Source organism: Methylobacterium sp. J-048, assembly GCF_022829515.1.
Classification (GTDB): Bacteria; Pseudomonadota; Alphaproteobacteria; order Rhizobiales; family Beijerinckiaceae; genus Methylobacterium.
The window spans coordinates 14009-35071 of the sequence record NZ_JAKSYL010000088.1 but is presented as its reverse complement, the minus strand read 5'-3'; the positions used below and the strand labels follow the sequence as shown (position 1 = coordinate 35071).

The 21063-nt window shown below is 72.1% G+C and carries 15 protein-coding genes; 7 read left to right on the top strand and 8 right to left on the bottom strand.

The window, feature by feature from the left end; all coding sequences use genetic code 11:
• Positions 1–244 precede the first annotated feature (244 nt).
• The 3 genes from MKL09_RS06195 to MKL09_RS06185 all read right to left on the bottom strand — a co-directional run bounded on the left by MKL09_RS06195 (position 245) and on the right by MKL09_RS06185 (position 4870).
• Complete coding sequence (locus MKL09_RS06195; RefSeq protein ID WP_244018939.1) at positions 245–1441, bottom strand: acyl-CoA dehydrogenase family protein; 1197 nt, start codon at positions 1439–1441, stop codon at positions 245–247.
• Positions 1442–1443: 2 nt separating this feature from the next.
• Positions 1444–2628 carry an acetyl-CoA C-acyltransferase gene (locus MKL09_RS06190; protein ID WP_244018938.1) on the bottom strand — a complete coding sequence of 395 codons (1185 nt, stop codon included), beginning with the start codon at positions 2626–2628 and terminating at the stop codon, positions 1444–1446.
• Positions 2629–2797: 169 nt separating this feature from the next.
• Entirely contained in the window at positions 2798–4870 is a 2073-nt protein-coding gene (locus MKL09_RS06185; protein ID WP_244018937.1) for a 3-hydroxyacyl-CoA dehydrogenase NAD-binding domain-containing protein, read from the bottom strand.
• A gap of 305 nt (positions 4871–5175) precedes the next feature.
• Between MKL09_RS06185 and MKL09_RS06180 the strand changes: the two genes are divergently transcribed.
• The 4 genes from MKL09_RS06180 (at position 5176) to MKL09_RS06165 (ending at position 9154) form a co-directional block, all read left to right on the top strand.
• Positions 5176–6207 (top strand): NAD(P)H-dependent flavin oxidoreductase, encoded by a 1032-nt coding sequence (locus MKL09_RS06180; RefSeq protein WP_244018936.1) that lies wholly within the window; start codon positions 5176–5178, stop codon positions 6205–6207.
• Positions 6204–6941 carry an enoyl-CoA hydratase-related protein gene (locus tag MKL09_RS06175; RefSeq protein WP_244018935.1) on the top strand — a complete coding sequence of 246 codons (738 nt, stop codon included), beginning with the start codon at positions 6204–6206 and terminating at the stop codon, positions 6939–6941. The genes MKL09_RS06180 and MKL09_RS06175 overlap by 4 nt, the downstream gene beginning before the upstream one ends.
• Complete coding sequence (locus MKL09_RS06170) at positions 6938–7777, top strand: IclR family transcriptional regulator (protein WP_244018934.1); 840 nt, start codon at positions 6938–6940, stop codon at positions 7775–7777. Before MKL09_RS06175 ends, MKL09_RS06170 begins: the two co-directional genes overlap by 4 nt.
• 174 nt (positions 7778–7951) lie before the next feature.
• Complete coding sequence (locus tag MKL09_RS06165; protein WP_244018933.1) at positions 7952–9154, top strand: CaiB/BaiF CoA transferase family protein; 1203 nt, start codon at positions 7952–7954, stop codon at positions 9152–9154.
• 7 nt (positions 9155–9161) lie between these two features.
• Here the strand turns inward: MKL09_RS06165 and MKL09_RS06160 are convergent, their stop codons facing one another.
• Both MKL09_RS06160 and MKL09_RS06155 read right to left on the bottom strand, forming a co-directional pair.
• A complete protein-coding gene (locus MKL09_RS06160) occupies positions 9162–10145 on the bottom strand; it encodes an NAD-dependent epimerase/dehydratase family protein (protein WP_244018932.1) in 984 nt (327 codons plus the stop codon).
• A 221-nt stretch (positions 10146–10366) separates the two neighbouring features.
• Positions 10367–11554 (bottom strand): complex I NDUFA9 subunit family protein, encoded by a 1188-nt coding sequence (locus MKL09_RS06155; protein WP_244018965.1) that lies wholly within the window; start codon positions 11552–11554, stop codon positions 10367–10369.
• A gap of 242 nt (positions 11555–11796) precedes the next feature.
• Here MKL09_RS06155 and MKL09_RS06150 point away from each other — a divergent pair, with 242 nt between their 5' ends.
• Positions 11797–11994 carry a hypothetical protein gene (locus tag MKL09_RS06150; protein ID WP_244018931.1) on the top strand — a complete coding sequence of 66 codons (198 nt, stop codon included), beginning with the start codon at positions 11797–11799 and terminating at the stop codon, positions 11992–11994.
• A 9-nt stretch (positions 11995–12003) separates the two neighbouring features.
• Here MKL09_RS06150 and MKL09_RS06145 read toward each other — a convergent pair whose 3' ends face one another.
• The 3 genes from MKL09_RS06145 to MKL09_RS06135 all read right to left on the bottom strand — a co-directional run bounded on the left by MKL09_RS06145 (position 12004) and on the right by MKL09_RS06135 (position 17040).
• Positions 12004–12945, bottom strand: coding sequence for an MBL fold metallo-hydrolase (locus tag MKL09_RS06145; protein ID WP_244018930.1), 942 nt, complete (start codon positions 12943–12945; stop codon positions 12004–12006).
• Between the two features lie 205 nt (positions 12946–13150).
• On the bottom strand, positions 13151–14353 hold the full coding sequence (locus MKL09_RS06140) for a murein L,D-transpeptidase family protein (protein WP_244018928.1): 1203 nt from the start codon (positions 14351–14353) through the stop codon (positions 13151–13153).
• Positions 14354–14454: 101 nt separating this feature from the next.
• Positions 14455–17040 carry an ATP-binding cassette domain-containing protein gene (locus MKL09_RS06135; RefSeq protein WP_244018926.1) on the bottom strand — a complete coding sequence of 862 codons (2586 nt, stop codon included), beginning with the start codon at positions 17038–17040 and terminating at the stop codon, positions 14455–14457.
• 400 nt (positions 17041–17440) lie between these two features.
• On the opposite strand from MKL09_RS06135, the gene MKL09_RS06130 reads away from it, so the two are divergent.
• Both MKL09_RS06130 and MKL09_RS06125 read left to right on the top strand, forming a co-directional pair.
• A complete protein-coding gene (locus MKL09_RS06130; RefSeq protein ID WP_243966182.1) occupies positions 17441–18100 on the top strand; it encodes a cytochrome c3 family protein in 660 nt (219 codons plus the stop codon).
• A complete protein-coding gene (locus MKL09_RS06125; RefSeq protein ID WP_244018923.1) occupies positions 18097–21063 on the top strand; it encodes a TAT-variant-translocated molybdopterin oxidoreductase in 2967 nt (988 codons plus the stop codon). Before MKL09_RS06130 ends, MKL09_RS06125 begins: the two co-directional genes overlap by 4 nt.

Genomic DNA, 21063 nt, shown 5'->3' with positions numbered 1-21063 from the left:
CGGTGTCCTCGTCGCGTCCTGTGTCGCGTCCCTGGCCCGGTCGTCTCGAACGGGTGCCGCGGGGCTCATCCGGTCCGTCCCACCCATCCCTTCATCCTGAGGTGCCGCGTCAGCGGACTCGAAGGAGGGCGCCAGGGATCACGCGGCTGGCTGGAGGGCTCCTTCGAGGCTTCCGCTGCGCGGGAGCACCTCAGGATGAGGGGTTGGGTGGGATCGGCGGGGGCGGCTGGCGGCCCGCCTGCCCTCACAACCCCAAAATCCCCTTGGCGATGACGTTGTGCTGGATCTCGTTGGAGCCGCCGTAGATCGAGACCTTGCGGTTGTTGAAGTAGCTCGGCGCCGCCGCATCGACCCAGTCGAAGCCGCCGGGCAGGTTGTTGGCCCCGGCCCCGCGGGCCGGCGCCGCCAGGGCGAACGGGCCGGCGAGCTCGACCAGCAATTCGGTCGCCGCCTGCTGGAGCTGCGAGCCGCGGATCTTGAGGAGCGAGGAGGCGGGGTCGGGCTCCACCGAATCCGCCCGGCCCTGCTTGGCCGCCACCCGCATCTGGGTGATCTCCAGGGCCTTCAGCTCGACCTCGACCTCGGCGACCCGGCCGCGGAAGTCGCGGTCGTCCCACATGGTCCCGGAACCCGCCGGCATCTCCTTGGCGAGGCGCTTGATCCGGGCGATCCGCTCCTTGGTGAGCCCGATCCGGGCGATGCCGGTGCGCTCGTTGGCGAGCAGGAATTTTGCGTAATCCCAGCCCTTATTTTCCTCGCCGACGAGGTTCTCCACGGGCACGCGCACCGAATCGAAAAAGACCTCGTTGACCTCGTGCCGGCCCTCCAGGGTCAGGATCGGCCGCACGGTGATGCCGGGGGTCTTCATGTCGATCAGAAGAAAAGAAATGCCGCGCTGCTTCTTGGCCGCGAAGTCGGTGCGGACGAGACAAAAAATCCAGTCGGCGTGCTGGCCCAGCGTCGTCCAGGTTTTCTGGCCGTCCACGACGTAGTGGTCGCCGTCGCGCACGGCCTTGGTCTTGAGCGAGGCCAGATCCGAGCCGGCGCCGGGCTCGGAGAAGCCCTGGCACCACCAATCGTCGAGATTGGCCGCGCGCGGCAGGAAGCGCGCCTTCTGGTCCTGCCGGCCGAAGGTCGCGAGCACGGGGCCGAACATGTAGCAGTTGAACTGCTGCGGCAGCGGCACCGCCGCCTGGAACAGCTCCTCGGTGTAGATGTAGCGCTGGATCGAGGTCCAATCCCGGCCGCCCCATTCGGCCGGCCAGTGCGGCACCGCCCAGCCCTTGGCGTTCAGGATCCGCTGGCTGGCGACGATGTCGTCCTTGGAGAGGCTGCGCCCCTCCGACACCGTCTTTCGTATTTCAGCCGGGATCTCCGTCCGGCAGAAGCTGCGGACCTCGTCGCGGAACGCGATTTCTTCCGGCGTAAAGCGCAGATCCATCGTCAGCCTCCGATCTCGAACAGGCCGGCGCAGCCCTGGCCGCCGGCCACGCACATGGTCACCACGGCGTAGCGCGCCCCGCGGCGGCGGCCTTCCAGCAGGGCATGGCCCACGAGCCGCGCCCCCGACATGCCGAACGGATGGCCGACCGCGATGGCGCCGCCGTTGACGTTGACCTTGTCGGGATCGATCCCGAGCCTGTCCCGGCAATAGACCGACTGGGACGCGAACGCCTCGTTCAGCTCCCACAGGTCGATATCGGCGACCGTCAGCCCCTGCCGCTCCAGCAGGCGCGGCACCGCGAAGACCGGGCCGATGCCCATCTCGTCCGGCCCGCAGCCGGCCGAGGCGAAGCCCCGGAAGGTGCCGAGCGGCGTCAGGCCCCGCCGGGCCGCCTCTTCAGCCGACATCAGCACGCTGGCGGCGGCGCCGTCCGAGAGCTGGCTGGCATTGCCGGCGGTGATGAAGGCGCCCTCCCCGCGCACGGGCTTGAGCTTGGCGAGACCCTCCAGGGTCGTGTCGGGCCGGTTGCCTTCGTCCTTGGCGAGCCGCGTCTCGACCTCCCGGGTCTCGCCGGTGGCCTTGTCGGTCACCGCCATCACGGCACTCATCGGGACGATCTCGTCGTCGAACAGCCCCTGCGCCTGCGCGGCGGTGGTGCGGCGCTGGCTCTCCGCCGCGAAGGCGTCCTGCGCCTCCCGGGAGATGCCATAGCGCTCGGCCACAATGTCGGCGGTCTCGATCATCGGCATGTAGATCGCCGGCAGGTGCGCCTCCAACCAGGCGTTGCGGGTCAGCTCCCGCTGCACCTTCGGCTGGACCAGGCTGATCGACTCGACCCCGCCGGCCACCGCCACCGGCACGCCGTCGAGGATGATCCGCCGGGCCGCGCTGGCGATCGCCTCAAGCCCCGAGGCGCAGAAGCGCGAGACCGTGACGCCGGCCGACTCCACCGGGATCCCTGCCACCAGGGCGGCGTGGCGGGCGACGTTGCCGCCGGTGGCGTTCTCCGGATAGCCGCAGCCGAGCACCACCTCCTCCACCGCCACCGGCTCCAGCCGAGCCCGGTCCAGGGCGCCCCGGATCGCGTGGGCGGCGAGGTCGGCGCCGCGGGTGAGGTTCAGCGCGCCGCGATGGGCCTTGCCGATCGGCGTGCGGGCAGTCGAGACGATCACCGCGTCGGTCATGCCGGGGTCCTCTGGGGTTCCCAAAGGGCGTCACGCCCTTTGGTGGGGTGTCGGGGCGACGCCCCGACGATGCGCGAGACGGAGGCCGGCAGCAGGGCGCTGCCCTGCACCCGCGAAAGGTCCCGGACCTTTCGAAACCGGGACTCGGCCCGCCGGAGCCGACAGGGCATCAGCTCGCCTTCCAGTCGGCGAAGCGTCCGCCTTCATCCGCAAGCTTGCGCAGGAGCGGTGCCGGCTCCTGGCTGTCGTCGCCGGTCTCCCGGGCGAAGCGGGTCAGCGCCTCGGCGACGGTCTTGAGCCCGACCGTGTCGGCCCAGTGCATCGGGCCGCCGCGCCAGGCCGGCCAGTTGTAGCCGTTGATCCAGATCGTATCGATGTCGCCGGGCCGTGCCGCGATTTTTTCCGACAGGATCCGCGCGCCCTCGTTGACCATCGGGTACATCAGCCGCGCCACGATCTCGTCGGGCGTGAAGCTGCGGCGGGTGATGCCGTGCTCGGCGGCGGTCTTCTCGATCAGCGCCTCCACCTCGGGATCGCGGGTCCCAGTCCTGGCGCCGTCCGGATACACGAAGAAACCGCGGCCGGTCTTCTGGCCAAACTGGCCCATCTCGGCCAGCGCGTCGGCGATCGGGGCCCGGCCGCCGAAATCCTTGCGGGAGCGCCAGCCGATATCGAGGCCGGCGAGGTCGCTCATGGCGAAGGGCCCCATCCGGAAGCCGAAGCCCGTGACGGCGGCGTCGACTTCGTGCGGCAGGGCGCCTTCGAGCAGCAGGCGCTCGGCGGCGCGGCTGCGGCGCTCCAGGATGCGGTTGCCGACGAAGCCGAAGCAGACGCCCACCGTCACCGGCAGCTTATTGAGGCGCTTGCCCAGATCCAGCGCGGTGGCGAGCACGTCGGGCGCGGTCTTCCCGGCGCGGACCACCTCGACGAGGCGCATGACGTTGGCCGGGCTGAAGAAATGCAGGCCGAGCACGTCCTGCGGCCGGCCGGTCACCGCCGCGATGGCGTCGACATCGAGATACGAGGTGTTGCTCGCCAGGATCGCGCCGTCCTTGGCGATGCCGTCGAGTTTCGAAAAAATCTCGCGCTTGACCGCCATGTCCTCGAAGGCCGCTTCGATCACGATGTCGGCCTCCCCGGCGTTCTCCAGGCCGACCGCCCCGGTGATCCGGCCGATCCGCGCGTCGCGCTGGGCCTCGGTGATCGAGCCGCGCTTGGCCGAGCCGGCATAGAGGCCCTTCACCCGCTCGAGGCCGCGTTCCAGGGCGCCGGCCTCGGTCTCGATCACGGTGACCGGGATGCCGGCATTGGCGAAGCACATCGCGATGCCGCCGCCCATGGTGCCGGCGCCGATCACCGCGGCGGTCTCGATCGGGCGGCGGGGCGTGTCCTTCGACAGGCCCGGCACCCGGGCGGCCTCGCGCTCGGCGAAGAAGGCGTAGCGCAGGGCCCTGGAGCGCGGATCCTCCACCAGCGTGCGGAACTCGGCCCGCTCGACGGCGACCGCCGCGTCGAACGCGCTCGGCTCCAGGCCGGCGCGCACGGCCCGAACCAGGGCGTGGACGTTGGTCGCTTCGGAATCGCGCTTGACCGCCTCTTCGGCCTTGGCCTCGAAGGCTTGGCGGGCCTCCGGGGTCAGCTTGTCCGCCCGGTCGCGCACCCGCGGCAGGGCGCCGGAATCAGCCAGTTCCAGGGCCCGGGTGCGGGCCGCTGGCACGAGGTCGCCGAGCACCACGGCATCGACGATGCCGAGCTTGGCGGCCGTCTCCGCCGAGACCGGCTCACCGGTCAGCATCATCGTGAAGGCGGCGTCCGGCCCGATCAGTCGCGGCAGGCGCTGCGTACCCCCGGCCCCCGGGATGATCCCGAGCTTGATCTCCGGCAGGCCGAGCTTGGCCGCAGGCGCCGCGACCCGGCCGTGGCAGGCCATCGCCAGTTCCAGCCCGCCGCCCAGCGCCGCGCCGCCGATTGCTGCCACGACCGGCTTCGGGCAGGCATCGAGCCGCTCCAGCACGTCCGGCAGGCCCGGCGCCTGGGGCGGCTTGCCGAATTCCGAGATGTCGGCGCCGCCGACGAACACCTTGCCCTCCGCGGCCAGCACGATCGCCCGCACCGACTCGTCCGCCGCAGCCCGCGCCAGGGCGCCGTCGAGGGCGGCCCGCATCTCGGCGCCCAGCGCGTTGACCGGCGGGTTGGCGAGCGTGAGCACGGCCACGCCGCCATCGACCTCGTAACGAACCACCTCGGCGCTCTCCCTGTTCTGCAATGCAGAATTTGCGTTCGCAACTGGCTTGAATGTTGGTCCGCGAAGGCTGGTCCGTCAAGGATGCGACGGTCGAAGGTGTAGGTGTTCGCGCGCCGTTCCGCATTGCAGATTGGAGCCGGCGCAATGGTTTGACCGGTGCCGGAGGCCATGCCATTCAGAACCGCCCCGGGCACGATTCCGGCTCGGGTCCGCTCGACGCAGCGGGCCCGAACAGCCGGGCCGCCCGATCGATCAGGGAGGATCGCGGTGCGCGATATCGGCCAGCAGCCCGGCGGCGCTCGATGAGCGACGGCCCCGAACAGCCCCCGGTCGGGCGCCTGCCCGAAAGCCGTCTCCCCGAAACCTTGCGCGGCCGGCTCGCCCTGCCGGTGATCTGCGCCCCGATGTTCATCGTTTCGGGGCCTGATCTCGTGATCGCGCAATGCCTGGCCGGCGTCGTCGGCGCGTTCCCCGCGCTGAACGCGCGGCCCGCCGAATTGCTCGACGAATGGCTTTCGCGGATCACGCGGACCCTGGCTGAAGAGCGCGCGAAGGATCCGGCGCGAAGGATCGCCCCCTTCGCGGTCAATCAGATCGTCCACGCCTCGAACGACCGCCTCGCGCAGGATGTCGAGGCCTGCGTCCGGCACCGGGTGCCGATCATCATCACCTCGCTGCGAGCGCCGGACGCGGTGATCCGCCCGGTCCACGCCTATGGCGGCGTGGTGTTCCACGACGTTACCACGGTCCGCCACGCCGAGAAGGCGCTGGAGGCCGGGGTCGACGGGCTGATCCTGGTCTGCGCCGGCGCCGGGGGACACGCCGGCACGCTCAGCCCCTTCGCCCTCGTCGGCGAGATCCGGCGCTTCTACGATGGGCCGCTGATCCTGTCGGGGGCGATCACCACCGGCTCGGCGATCCTGGCCGCCCAGGCCATGGGCGCCGACCTCGCCTATATGGGCACCCGGTTCATCGCCACCCGGGAGGCCAATGCGGCGTCCGGCTACAAGGACATGATCGCCGGCAGCGCCGCCGCCGACGTGCTGTACACCCCCTACTTTACCGGCGTGCCGGGCAATTACCTGACGCCCAGCATCCGCGCCGCCGGGCTCGACCCCGAGGCGCTGCCGGTGCGCGACAAGACTGCGATGAACTTCGGCAGCGCCAGCGTGAAGGCGTGGCGGGACGTCTGGGGAGCCGGCCAGGGGGTCGGCACCATCGCGGACGCCCCGCCCACCGCCGACCTCGTGGCCCGGCTCACCCGGGAATACGCCGCCGCCCGGGCCGGGCTCGCGGGCGTTGCCGCGGACTATGCCGGCGGGGCCGTCTCTTGAGCGTCCGCCTCTCCGATCCGGAGCCCGGGATCCGGCTGGTCACCATCGACCGGCCGGAGCGGCGCAACGCCCTCGACCGGGCGACCTATGCGGGTCTCGCCGCCGCCTTCGACGCCGCCGGCGCCGACGAGAGTTTGCGCGCCGTGGTGCTCACCGGGGCGGGCGGCTGCTTCACCGCCGGAAACGATCTCAAGGATTTTCAGTATGTCGAGGCCGCGGGCGCCAGCCCGGGCCTGACCTTCCTGAAGGCCCTGCGCGGCTGCCCGAAGCCCGTCGTCGCGGCGGTGGAGGGGCACGCGGTTGGCATCGGCACGACGCTGCTGCTGCATTGCGACCTCGCCTATGCCGGAGACGGCGCCCGCTTCCGCCTGCCGTTCACGGCGCTCGGCCTCAGTCCCGAAGGTGGGTCGAGCTACCTCCTGCCGCGCATCGCCGGCACCAAGCGGGCGGCCGAATTGCTGATGCTCGGCGAGCCCTTCGGTGCCGCGGAGGCGGTGGCGGCGGGTCTCGTCAACGCCGCCGTCCCGCAGGGGACGGCCCTGGAGACCGCCCTCGCCCGGGCCCGCGCCCTGGCCGCCCTGCCTCCGGTGTCGATCGCCGCGACCAAGCGGGCCTTGCGCCGGGGCCAGGACGACAGCGTCGCCCGCGCCCTGGCCGAGGAGGCGGAGGTGTTCCACGCGCTCCGCCGGGGCCCGGAGGCTCAGGCGGCCTTCGCGGCGTTCCTGCGCCGATGAGTGCCGCCGACGAGGCCCTGCTGGCCGATCCCGACGCAGCGCCGGTCGGCGACGGCGCCAAGGAGGACGGCGCGAAGGAGGATCGCCACTTCGTCACGGCGCTCGCCCGGGGGCTCGCGGTGCTCGCCTGCTTCGGCCCGGGCCGGACCAGCCTGGCGAACCACGACATCGCGGCGGCCTGCGGCCTGCCGCGCTCGACCGTGTCGCGCCTGACCTACACACTGACCAAGCTCGGCTACCTGCACCACACCGCCGAGACCGGGCGCTACCGGCTCGGCAACGCGACGATCGCCTTGAGCTCAGCGGCGCTCGGCGGCCTCGACGTGCGCGGCATCGCCCGGCCGGTGCTGCGGGCGGTCGCCGAGGCGGCGAACGCCTCGGTCGGGCTCGGGGTGCGCGACCGGCTGAGCATGCGCTACGTCGATTGCCAGCGCGGCCCGGCCGCGATCTCGCTGAACCTCGACACCGGCTCGCGGATCTCGCTCGCCCGCAGCGCCATGGGCCGCGCCTACGTGGCGGTCTGCCCGGAGCGTGAGCGCGAGAGCATCTACGAGGATCTGAAAGCCCTGGACCCGGTGGCCTGGCCCGCCCTGCGCACCGGCCTCGACCGGGCGGTGGCCGAGCATCGCGAACTCGGCTGCTGCACCTCGTTCGGCGAGTGGCAGGAGACGGTCTGCGCCATCGCGGTGGGTTTTCATCCCGGCGGCGGCCTGCCGCCGATGTCGGTCAATTGCGGCGCCCCCACCGTCATCACCGACGCCCGGTTCCTGATGGACGTGGTGCGCCCGAAACTCATCGCGGCCGTGCGCGGCCTCGACGGTGTGATGGGCGCTTGAGGCACATGGGATCGGGACGAGACAGGATCGGGTTTCCAAAGGGTGTGCCCTTTGGCGGGGTCCAGGGCGGAGCCCTGATGACGCAGGGCTCCGCCCTGGACCCGCAAAAGGTCGACGACCTTTTGAAACCAGGACTTTTCACCGTGTGATGCACGCGCTCTGAGGACCTTTCCGATGGAATCTGAGTCGTCATCCGACCTCCCCCTGGCCGGGATCCGCGTCCTCGACCTGTCCCGGGTCCTGGCCGGGCCGTGGTGCGCGCAGGTGCTCGGCGATCTCGGCGCCGACGTGATCAAGGTCGAGCACCCGGAGCGCGGCGACGACACGCGCGACTGGGGCGTGGCGACCACCCCCGGCAACACCTCGTATTTCGACAGCGTGAACCGCAACAAGCGCTCGATCGGGGTCGATCTCGCCACGCCGGAAGGGCTGGCGATCGTCAAGGCGCTGGCCCGCGAGAGCGACGTGCTGGTCCAGAACTTCAAGACCGGCGGGGCCGAGAAGCTCGGCCTCGGCTACGCAGCGCTCGCGGCCGAGAATTCCGGGCTGATCTACTGCTCGATCGCCGGCTACAGCTCCGACGGCTCGGAAGCGACCCGGCCCGGCTACGACCTCGTGGTGCAGGGCGAATCCGGGGTGATGGCGCTCAACGGCGAGGCCGGCGGGCCGCCCCTGAAGTTCGGGGTCGCGGCGGTGGACCTGTTCACCGGGCAATACGCCGCCCAGGCCGTGCTGGCGGCCCTGTTCCAGCGCGAGCGCACCGGGCGCGGCCGGACCATCGACCTCGCCCTGTTCGATTGCGGCGTGGCGCTGACCTCCTATTACGGGCTGGAGGCGCTGGCCCGGGGCATCGATCCGCCGCGCTACGGCAACGCCCATCCGTCGATCGTGCCCTACGGGGTGTTCGAGGCCGGCGACGGCCCCGTGGTGATCACGGTGGGCAACAACGCCCAGTACCGCCGCTTCTGCGAGCTGGTGCTGGAGCGGCCGGACCTGTGCGTCGACCCGCGCTTTTCCACCAATCTCGACCGCTCGAAGAACCGGGCGGCCTTCATCCCGATCCTGGAGGCGGAACTCGCCCAATGGGAGCGGGCGGCCCTGATCGCGCGCCTGCGCGGGGCGGGTATCCCCTGCGGCGAGGTGATGGGCCTGCGCGAAGCGCTGACCTGCCCGCGCGCGCAGGAGGCCGGGCTGGTGGTCGAGGGAAGCGGCAACGCCCACGTCATCGCCCCGCCCTACCGGCTCGACGGGCGCCGCCTGCCCGTGCGCCGCATGCCGCCGGGCCTCGGGGATTCGAGCCAGGAAATCCTGGCCGAGCGGCTGGAGGTTTCGGCGGAGGCGCGGGACGCGCTGGTGGCGAAGGGCGTGGTGCGGTAGCGCGCGCTCAGCCCTCGGCCGGGGCCAGCCGGACGCGGGCATCGTCCAGCACCCGGGTCAGGGCGTCGTCCCAGGCGACCCGCGGCTGCCAGCCGGTAGCGTCGTGCAGGCGGGTGGAATCGCCCGCCGCCAGCGGGATCTCGTTCGGGCGCACCCGCTCCGGGGCGATGCGGATCTCGAACGGCACCCGGGCGCGCGCCCGCAGGCCGTCGAGCACGCTGGCGATCGTGCGCGGCTGGCCGGAGCTGATGTTGAACACGCTCCCGTCCGCCAGGCTCTCCGCCCGGCCGATCAGGTCGGCATAGGCGCCCGCCACGTCGGCCACGTCGAGGAAGTCGCGGTACGAGGACAGGTTGCCGACGTCGAGGAGCGGCGGCGCGCGGCCGGCCTCGATCCGGGCGATCTGCCCGGCGAAGGACGCCACGACGAAGCGCTCGTCCTGGCCCGGGCCGATATGGTTGAACGGCCGCAGCACCACGAGCTTCACGCCGATCCGGGGCAGCAGGTCGCGCAGCAGCTGCTCGCCGACCCATTTCGACCGGGCGTAGGTGTTGCGCGGCAGGGGCTCGGCCTCTTCGGACAGCGCGTGGCCGGCCAGGAAGGCACTGCCGTAGACCTCGCCGGAGCTGACGAAGAAGAACGTGGAACCGGGCACCGCCTCGACGGCCGCCACGAGGTTCATCAGGCCGTTGACGTTCACCCGCCAGGTCTGCCCTGGCCCGGAGGCGGCCTCGCCGACCGAGGCGAGGCCGGCCAAGTGGAGGATCTCGGTCGGCCGGAAGCGCGCCACGAAGGCGCCGAGCGCCGCCGCGTCGAGGAGGTCGATGCGCTCGTAGGCGAGACCCGCGGGCAGGCTCGGAGGCGCCCCGCGGCCGATCCCGACCACCCGGGCGCCCGAGCCGGCCAGGAGCGGCAGGACGTGGCCGCCGACGAAGCCTGCCGCGCCGGTGACGAGGATGCGCTTCACGCCGGGCCTGCCGATCCGTTCCACGGGGTCTTCATCATCGTGCAGTCCCGGACGAGGTCAGGCGTTGTCTCCTTCAAGGAGAACGCGGGGATATAAACCCGCCCACCGGCAAGGAAACGGGTTTCCAAAGGGCCCGCGGCCCTTTGGCGGGGTATCGGGGCGGAGCCCCGATGGCATCAAGCTTCGCTCGACCCAGGGCTCCGCCCTGGACCCGCAAAAGGTCGAAGACATTTTGAAACCCTGACTCAGCTCATCGTCCGGGTGCCCCAGCGGGTGCCCATGCGGCTCTGGGCGCTCCCGGGAGAGCTGCCGGCATCGGCGCCGATCGCCGGCCCTGACGCGGTCTGCGGCCTGTGCTGGGAGCCGGGCCCCATGGGCGTCGGTGCGATCGAGTCGGGCACCTCGGCCAGGTATTCCTCGTCCCGGTCGGTGGCGAACTGACCGGCCTTGCGGAACGGCCAGAGATAGCCCGGCACCACCGCCTCGGCGGCGGTCGGAGTGATCCCGAGCGCCTCGATGGTCCGGCCCTCGGCCTTGGCGGCCTCGGACACGACGTTGTCGTTCTGGAGCAGGATCACCTGGTCGCGGGTGAGCTTCAGGCTGTCGGGCAACAGGCCGAAGGTCAGGGTGTCGGCGACCTCCAGGAGCCGGGCCTGGAGCTTGGCCACCGGCAGCGGCAGGTCGACCACGGCACGCTTGCGCTGGATCGTCTTCAGCATGTAGCGCACGAGGTGCTCGAGGGTCGCCACCTCCGGTCCGCCGAGCTCGTAGACCTTGCCGCCCGGCACGGCGCCGTCGACCGCCCGGGCGATCGCCTCGGCGACGTCGCCGACGAAGACCGGCTGGAACCGCGACTGGCCGCCCGCCAGCGGCAGCACCGGCAGCGCCCGGGCCAGCCCGGCGAAGCGGTTGAAGAAACTGTCGCCCGGCCCGAAGACCAGCGACGGCCGGAACACCACGGCGTCCGGGCAGGCGGCGAAGACCCGGGCCTCGCCCTCGGCCTTGGTGCGGGCGTAGTGCGACGGCGAGGCCGGGTCCGCCCCGATCGCCGAGACGTGGATCATCCGGGCGCCCTGCCGGGCGGCGGCGCGGGCGATCTCCGCGGCCCCGTCGACCTGCAGCCGCGCGAAGCTCTGCGAGCCGGTCTCCTGCAGGATGCCGACGAGGTTGATCACCACGTCCGAGCGCTCGGACGCACGGGCCACCGATTCGGGGTAGCGGAGGTTGGCCTGGACGGCCACGATCTGGTTGACCTTGCCCAACGGCTGCAGGAACAGCGCCAGGTCCGGCCGGCGCACCGCGACGCGGATCCGGTAGCCGCGCTTGGCGAGCGCCCGCACCACGTGGCGGCCCAGGAAGCCGGAGCCGCCGAAGATCGTCACGAGCTGGGATTGCGGGCGCAGCGGGCCCGTTGCGGCGGTGGATGCGGGCATGCTGTCCTGAGGCGTGGTCTGTGGGCCGGTCATCGCCGTGGTCTCGGGCTCCTCGCGCGCCCCGGGGCGCCGTCGTGCGGGCCTACTTAGCCTAAGTTCGGCGCCTTGGGACCCGCTCATGCGCGCCAGGGCGCGATTAGCGTCTCGCGGCGCCCGACGCGACCGGGAACGGGCACCGCGCCCGTGCATTTCCACGGACGAATTCGCCGGGCCGGTGCGCCGGCCGGGACGTGCCGGGGACCATGATGATTCTAGGGATGCTCGTCTCGGCGGTGATCGCCGTCTTCGGACTGCTCGTCGCGCTGGGCCTGATCGGGCATCCGATCGACGCGCAACTCGTCACCAATTACGGCTGGAGCATCCTGACCATCGGCGTCGCGCTGTTCGTGCTGTTCGCCTATCGCTGGTTCAGCCGGTCCCGCAGCAGGCGCTCCGTCTGACCGAGACGATCAGGCGACCTTGATCCGGCGCCGGACCTCGCGCGTCACCGGGGGGCGGTTGCCGGCCCGGCGGCTCACCGAGCGGGGCGCGCCGACCGTGATGCTCTGGCTCTCCCGGGCGATGAAGGCGGTGGGCATCTCCGCCTGGAGGTCCGCCTCCATGTCGCGGAGCGCCGTATCGGAATGGGCCGGGTGCAGGTGGATGATCGCCAGCGCCTTGACGCCGGCCATCCGCGCCAGCTCGACGCCCTTCTGCCAGGTCGAGTGCCCCCAGCCGCGGCAGGTCGGATACTCGCCGTCGGTGAACATGCCGTCATAGACCATCAGGTCGGCCCCCGCGACGAACCGGGCCAGCTCGGGGTCCGGCCAGGGGTCGCTGTGCTCGATGTCGCTGATCAGGCACAGGCGCCGGCCATCATGCTCGAATCGGTAGCCCACCGATCCCTGCGGATGGTTCAGCAGGATCGTGTCGACCCGCGAACCGTCCGCGAAGGTCAGGGTCTGGCCGGCCTCGAAACCGTGGTGGTTGAAGGTGCAGCACAGCCTGTCGAGGGTAACCGGGAAGAGCGGCGGCGCGAACAGGCGATCGAGGGTCGGGCCGGCCGATTCGCCGCCGAGATTGCCGCAATAGGTGTTGATCACCCGGTCGCAGTCGAGGACCGCCGGCTTGAAGAACGGAAGGCCCGCCGTGTGGTCGAGATGCAGGTGGGTGAACAGCAGGTCGACGTCCCGCGGCAGATCGGTGCGGTGGCCCTGGCCGAGGTTGTAGATGCCCGAGCCGGCGTCGACCACGAACATCCGCTCGCCGCAGCGCACCTCGATGCAGGGCGTGCTGCCGCCGAACTCAGCATATTGCGGGCCGCTGACCGGCGTAGAGCCGCGGACTCCCCAGAATCGGAGGACGAGGCCCTCGTCGGCCGCACGGATAGTCGGCTCGGAACACTTGGACATGGCGATCACGAATCTGCGGACAGTCGGTCCCGATCCGTTACGATCGAGACCCCGTCGCCGTTCCGGGAAGGTAGCGCTGAATACGGCAGGCCGACGGGACAGGAGTACCGCTCATCCCCTGCCGTACAATGAATTGGGGGTCCGCACGCCGTCGTGATGTGCGGCCGCGCACACGGATGGGCCGCTTTCGGGGGCCGGTGCATGCCTAGAGGCGCTCGGCGGAGGCGATCAGGCCCGCACCCGCGCCAGCCCGAATCGGGTGTCCGGCGGCCGTGCCGGGAGATTCGGCGAGTGCCGCCGCCAGCAGGGATGGCAGGCCGTCGCCGTAGCGCGCCGGGAGGCGGCCCGCCAGCGCCCCGAACGGATCGGGCGCCCGCTCGTAGACCGGCACGAAGCCGGCCATCTGCCGCAGCGCGAGCCCGGAATTCGGCCCGCCCCAGGTCGCCCAGACGGTCTCCGGCACCGGGCGCGGCGCCCGGTGGCCCGGCACGACCACCACTTCCTGGCCGGCGAAGGCCAGCGCCTCCGGCCGGCTGATGTCGCCGACCGCGCCGCCCCGGGCCGTGTAGGCCGCCCAGAAGGCGTGCTGGCCGCCATCGGAATAGGTCGTGCGCACGGCCGGTTCGCCGGCATCGGCGAGCGCCGCCATGCGGGCCTCCTCAATGGCGCGGTAGGTCGCGACGGCGGCCTCGCGGGCGGGATCCCGGGACGGCGCGAAGGCGTAGCGGCCGGCGACCACCGAGACCTGAAGCTCCTCCCGGGTCGCCTCGAACCGGTCGGAGCCGGCCTTGAGCTCGCGCCAGAACCCGATGTTCGGGTCCGTGCGGTGGCGGGCCATATTCTCGGCGCTCATCCGGAACGGGTAGGACTGGAACTGGAAGGCCGCCTGGCCGCCGTTCAGGGCCTCCCGGGCGATGGCGTAGATCTCGCCGACCGTGCCGTCGGTCATGGCGAAGCAGCCCATCGACGAGCAGATGCCGTGGACCATCACGGCCGAGCCGGTGCCGCCATGGGCGCGGTCGTAGGCGTTGGGATAGCCGACGTCGAAGGACAGGTAATAGTGCGAGTTGGGGTTCATCTGGCGCCGGGGCACCGAATAGAACCCCTCGGGGGTCTGCCGGTCGCCGTTCTTGCGCTTGGGGCCGAGCTGGCCGGACCAGCGGCAGATCGGGAAGGTCTTGATGTGGACGAACCCGGCCGGGCCCTTCTTCCAGACCTCGATCTCGGATTCCTTCTTGTAGGCCCGGAACAGCACCGGGGCGCCGGCCGTGGTGCCCTTCTGCGCCATCACGGCGAGCGTCGCGGCCAGGATCGGCGCGTCGGCCTTTCCGGCCAGCGCCGCGACCGGACCGCAGACGGTCAGCAGCGCGAGGCCGGCGGCGAAGGATCTTGGTATCGGGAAGGGCATGAACCGTCCGCGCTGGATCGGCCGGGCGAGGGGGAATCGGGCCGGGCAGGCACGGCGTCCCGACCTGACCGGCTATTGCGGCCGTCGTGAGGCCGTCGCGCTCAAGCGAGGGCCGGCTCCATCTCGGCCACCGCGGCGGCCGGGGGCGCGGCCAGGGCGCTGTTCTCCACCGCGATCACCGCGTCGAACGGCTCGATCCCGTCGGGCACGCCCGTTTCGGGCAGGCAGACGATGAAGCCGCGTCCGGCCCTCGCCTGCCGGAGCTGGGCCAAGCGCTCGCGCACGCCCTCGACCTTGCGCTCGTCGGGCGCCACCGCGACCACCAGGATGTCGGGCTCGCGGGCGAGGCAGCGGGCCAGCTCGATCGCGACGCGCTCCCGGGCGTTGATGGCTCCGTCCGCCAGCGCTCCGGTACTGGGTTGGATCTCGACCTTGCTGTCCAGTCCGAGGCTGTAGACCGAGGCTTCGAGCCCCTCGTCGGCCAGCACCCGCTGCACCAGCGCCCGCACCCGCGGCTCGGCATTGGCCTCGCCGAGGCTGATCCGGCCGAACAGCAGGTTTTCCTCCAGGCTGGCGGCCGGATTGACCCGGCCGGGATCGTGGAACTCCACCGCGCCGGCGAGGTGGGACGGCAGCATCCGGGCGAATGAGCGGCGGGCCTGGACCAGCCGCTGCTCGAACGCGTCGTCGATCAGCCCGAAACGGTGCCGGGACTCGCTGTAGCGCAGGGCCAGCCCGATCAGCCGCGTGCGGTCGCGCTGGCCGGCGGCCCCGCGGCGCAAGCTCGCGGCATTGGGCAGGCGGACCACGAGATCTTCGAAGTAGCCGCGCTCCGAGGCCTGGAACAGCGAATAATTGTCGAAGAGCGGATGGTCGTTGGGCAGATCGGCGAAGATTTCCACCGTGCTGCGGGCGACCGACAGGCCGATCTCGGTGAGCGGCCGCACCAGCTCCTCGGCCTCCAGCACCGCCCGCAGGTAGGGGTGGCGGGCGAACCGCAGGGGCGCGAAGGCGCCGCCCACCGGCTCGCCGAACAGGATGTTCTCGCCGATGCTCGCCTGATGGTTGTAGCGCTCCGGGTCGAACGGCTCGACCAGACGCTCGGCGCCCTTGGCGGCGAGCGCCGCCCGCATGGTCCGCCGGGCCGCGACGATCGCCGCCGCCAGACGGGGCTGGGTCGCCGGCTCCAGGCGGCCGGTCAGGCCGCGGGCGTAGACGAAGCCGTCGAGCCCGGTGAGCCGGCTGATGCCGATCAGCGCGATGTCGTCGGGGGCGTTGGCCGGCTCGGTACCGTAGAGCAGGTTCTGCCGGAGCGAACCCTCCATCAGGATCGCCTCCCCGGCCGCGAAGGCGATCCGGCGGGCGCGCTCGGCGGCGTCGAAGCCGCGCAGGTCCGCGCCCGCGTAGGTGACGGCCCCCGCGGTCGGCTCGATCTGGCCGGCCAGCACCGCCGCCAGCACCCGGGCGCCGCTGCCCCGGCTGCCGGTGATCGCGACATGGCTCGGCATGGCGACGGTGACGTCGACGCCGGTCAGCCGCTCGCCGCTGGCCGGGTCGAAGGCGCCGACCCCCTGCGTCGCCAGGATCCCGGACCGGGGGAGCGGCGGGGCGAGCCCCGTCCGGGCGGCCTTCGCCTGGCGCCCCTGGAGCATCGCGATGAGGCGCGCCAGGTCGCGGAAGCGCGGGCGGACGGATTTGCGCACCGTCCAGAGCCGGGCGCAGATCGCGGCGAGCCAGCCGGCGAGACCGAAGGCTCCGGTGGCCGCGAGCAACGCGGCCGGATCGACCGGCGGGGCCGGCGGGGCACCCGGCGTCGCGGAGCGCCACAGGGCCGTGCCGATGGCGATGGCCGGGAGGATCACCGCCAGGGCGAGCGCCGGCGCCCGTGCATAGGCCAGCCGCGCCTCGGCCCGGGCGACGTTGGTGCGCATCGCCGCGACCCGGGCCGCGATGCGCGTCCGCTCGAGGGCGGCGGCCCCGTGGACGCGCACGGCCGGCAGCCGCCGCACCAGGTCGTTCAGGTTGGTCTCGGCCCGGGTGCTGGAGCGCAGCCGCAGGTCCTGCCGGTCCCGGGCGCGCTCCAGGACCAGCCCGTAGGCCAGCCCGATCGCCGCCAGGCCGATCGCCGCGGTCGGGATCAGCCGCGGCGCGGCAAGCCCGGCAAAGCCGAGCGCCAGGAGCAGCGCGGCCAGGGTCATCGCCGGGACCACGATGCTGGCAGCGAGCAGCCGGTCGCCTCGTCCCAGAACCTCGCCGACCAGGCGGGCGAGGCTGCGCGCCTCGTCCCGGGCCCCAGCCGGCGCGTCGAGGATCGCCCGCAGGACGCTTTCCCGGACGGCGTCCGCGGCCCGGTTCTGGGCCTTGAAGCACAGGCGCGCCACGACCCAGCCGATCCCCGCCAGGGTCAAGGCACAGGCGGCGATGCACAGGAAGGCGGCGAGTTCCAGCTCGGCCGGACGCATCGTGAAGCCGGGGGCCAGCACGAGCTCGCGGCCGGGCAGCGACAGGGCAAGCCGCAGGAACGGCAGCGTCGGCGCCTCGTCGCGCGGCAGCACCGCGACCAGATCGCGCAGGCACAGCAGGGCCAGCGCGCAGAGCGGGGCGCCGAGCCCGACCACGAGGGCGACGGCGGTCGCGTGCAGGCGCCGGGCGGCGCGCCAGGTCAGGACGATGGGATCGGAATCCATAGGGCTCCGGGGCGAGTCCGGGGTGGGTCGGCGGCGGGATCGGGCCGCCGGGCCCTGGTCAGGCAGCGCATAGGCCCTCCCGCCGCCGGCGGGAAGTGTCGAGGGTGCGGCGCGGGAAGCGGCCGGCATGATGATCCATGTTCTAGCCCCCGTCTGGAAAAGCTCTAGGTTCCACGACGAGGCCGCCGGACGGTCTGGGCGCGGCCTCTCCAGCGCCTGGCCGCTTTGGTCGCATTGCGCGGGTGATCCGGTGCACCGCACACTTCAGCCTGGGATCAACGGTGAGGCGACGCGTGCTGCGAAGGGTTGAGCAGATCGAGCCCGGCGACCGGACCTTCTTGTCCTGCGGGCGTGCCTGCCTGCCCAGCGGGCATGCTTGCCCGCCCGTCGGGAGCGCCTGATGGCGCAGCTGTTCACCCCCGGCGCGGACGCGATCTACCGGCTCGCCCTGATGACCGGGGTCGCCTGCCTGGTCGGCCTCCCCGTGCTGGCGGCCGGGATTGTGCGCTCGAACTACGTCACCGGGGTCGGCATCGCCCCGGCCCAGCCGGTGCCGTTCAGCCACAAGCACCATTCGGGCGAGCTCGGTATCGATTGCCGCTACTGCCACACCACCGTCGACAAGGTCGCCTCGGCCGGGATCCCGCCGACCCATACCTGCATGACCTGCCATTCGCAGATCTGGACCGGCTCGGACATGCTCAAGCCGGTGCGCGACAGCTACGCCCAGGACAAGCCGCTGGAATGGGTGCGGCTGAACAAGCTGCCGCAATACGTCTACTACAACCACTCGGTGCATGTGACGAAGGGCATCGGCTGCTCGACCTGCCACGGCGAGGTCACTGCGATGCAGATGACCTACCGGGCCAACGCCTTCGAGATGCAGTTCTGCCTCGATTGCCACCGGGCGCCGGAGAAATACGTCCGCACGCCCGACGAGGTCTGGAACATGACCTGGAAGCCGCCGGCCGACCAGGCGACGCTCGGGCCGAAGCTCGTGGCCGAGTACCATATCCGCGGCGGCTCGCGGCTGACCGAGTGCGGGATCTGCCACCGATGACCAGCGGATCCGACATCGCGGCCCTGCGCCGGAAACTCGCCGGCGGCGACGGCCCGCGCTTCTGGCGCAGCCTCGACGCCGTGGCCGACAGCCCGGAATTCCGCGACTACCTCGCAGCCGAGTTCCCCTCCGCGGCCCGGCTCGCCGCGTCCCCGGAGCGGCGCGGCTTCCTCAAGCTGATGGCGGCGTCCTTCGCGCTCGGCGGCCTCACCGCCTGCGGGTCGGAGGGCGGGCGCCATTTCGAGGTTCCCTACGTCAACCAGCCCGAGCGGATCGTCCCGGGTACGGACCTGTCCTACGCCTCCTCGGCGGTGTTCGACGGGTTCGGCAACGGCATCCTGGTCACCACCCGCAACGGCCGGCCGCTGAAGATCGAGGGCAATCCCGAGCATCCCTGGAGCCGCGGCGGCACCGACGTGCTGGCGCAGGCCTCGGTGCTCGGCCTCTACGACCCGTTCCGCTCCCAGGCCGTGCAGCATCTTGGCAAGCCGAGTTCCTGGGCGGCGTTCCGGGCTGCCCTGCAGGCGCAGATGCCGGCCTGGCACGAGACCGGGGGCGAAGGTGTCGCTCTGCTGACCGGTCCGGTGACCTCGCCCACCGTGGCGGCGCAGATCGCCCGGATGCGGGCCGCCTACCCGGCGTTGCGCTGGTTCACCGGCGCCGGCGTCGGCCGCGAGGCGATCTACGAGGGCGCCCGCCGCGCCTATGGAAAACCGCTCGAGACGATTCCGGATTTCGCCCGGGCGCGCATTATCGTGTCCCTGGACGGCGACTTCCTCGATCTCGGCCCCGGCCAGGTCGGCCTGTCCGGGCGCTGGAGCGCGGCCCGCCGGGCTGCCTATGCCGAGGGCCGCCTGCTCACCCTGCACGCCGCGGCCCCGACCCCGACGCTGACCAGCGCCAAGGCGGACTTCTCGACCCCCCTCGCCTCGGCCCGACTCGAAGCCGTGGCCCGGGATTTCTTGGCGTTGGCCGCCGGCGGTGCGGCGCCGTCCGGCGACGATCCGGTGTCCCGCTGGACGCGGCGCGCCGGTAGGGCGCTGACCGAGGCGCGGGGCGCCGGCCTGGTCACCGCCGGGCTGACCACGAGCCCGGATGTGCACGACCTGGTCCATCGGCTCAACGGCGCGCTGGGCAATACCGGGGCGGCCGTGCGGCACACCACGCCCGCGGTCGAGCAAGGTGCCGGGACGCTGGCGGATCTGGCGGAGGCGATGGAGCGCGGCGCCGTCAAGGTTCTGATCGTGCTCGGCGCCAACCCGGTCTACGACGCGCCGGCCGCCCTCGACTTCGCCGCCCGGATGGAGCGCGTGCCGCTCAAGATCCATGCCGGGCTCTATGACGACGAGACCGGCGCGCATGCGGACTGGCACCTGCCCACCGCCCACCCGCTGGAATCCTGGGGCGACGTGCGCTCCCTCGACGGCACGGTCGGGCTGATCCAGCCGACGGTGGCGCCGCTCTACAACGGCCGCACCCTCCAGGACATGCTGGCTTTCCTGATCGACGGGCGCGGGAGCGAGGGCGGCGAGGACGCCCTCGGCCTGGTCAAGGCGCGCTGGCGGAACGAGGGCGAGGATGCGGCTGCGTTCGAGGCCCGTTTCGCCGACGCCCTGCGCCGGGGTTTCTGGCCCGACAGTGCGGGCGCGACGGAGGATGTCGCCCTCACCCAGGAGGCGCCGCCCTCCCCTCCGGCACCCGCCCCGGACGGGATCGAGGTGGTGTTCCGTCCCGATCCGACCGTCTGGGACGGCACCCATGCCGACCTCGCCTGGCTGCAGGAACTGCCCAAACCCCTGACCAAGGTCGTCTGGGAGAACGTCGTCGCCCTCAGCCCGCATCTCGCCGAGCGCGAGGGCATCGCCATGGGCGACATCGTGCGGGTCGAGGCGGAGGCGCGCGCCGTGGAGGGCGCCGCCTGGATCCTGCCTGGCCAGGCCGCCGAGACCGTGACCCTGAGCCTTGGCTACGGCCGCAATATGCCGGACCACCTGTCCAGCGGCCTCGGCTACGCCGCCGCCACCCTGCGGCCCGTCGCGACGCCCTGGCGCCTTTCCGGGGTGCGGCTGACCAAGACTGGCCGGCGCCGCATGCCGGCGACCACCCAGAACCTCGGCACGATGGAGGGGCAGGACATCGTCCGCGTCCAGGCTGTGGGCGCCGCCCCGGTGGGCGATCCCAAGGACGCGCCGGCCCCGGCCTCGTTCTACCCGCCCCCGGAGAGCCAGCTGACCGGCGCAGCGGCGCAGTGGGGCATGGCGATCGACCTCGACGCCTGCACCGGCTGCAACGCCTGCGTCACCGCCTGCCAGGCGGAGAACAACATCCCGGTGGTCGGCCGCGAGGAGGTCGCGCTCGGGCGCTGGATGGGCTGGCTGCGGGTCGACCGCTACTACGCGGGCGACCTCGACGCGCCGACGACGCATTTCCAGCCGGTCCCGTGCATGCATTGCGAGCAGGCGCCCTGCGAGGTCGGCTGCCCCGTGGAGGCGACCCTGCACGACAGCGAGGGCCTGAACCTGCAGGTCTACAACCGCTGCGTTGGCACCCGGACCTGCCAGAGCTACTGCCCCTACAAGGTCCGCCGCTTCAACTACCTGGACTACACGGGCGGCATGACCCCGGTGCAGCAGCAGCAGCGCAATCCCGAGGTCACGGTCCGCGCCCGCGGCGTGATGGAGAAGTGCACCTACTGCATCCAGCGCATCGCGGCGGCCCGGGTCACCTCGGCCAAGGACGCGCACGCCCCAATTCAGGACGGCGCCGTCGAGACCGCCTGCCAGGGCGCCTGCCCGACCCGGGCGATCACCTTCGGCAACGTCGCCGACCCGACGAGCCGGGTCTCGGCCGCCCGCAAGGACAAGCGGGAATACGCGCTGCTCGGCCACCTGAACACGCGCCCGCGCACCACCTACCTCGCCGGGCTCGCGCCCGCCGCCGATCCCACCGGACGGGAGGGCTGA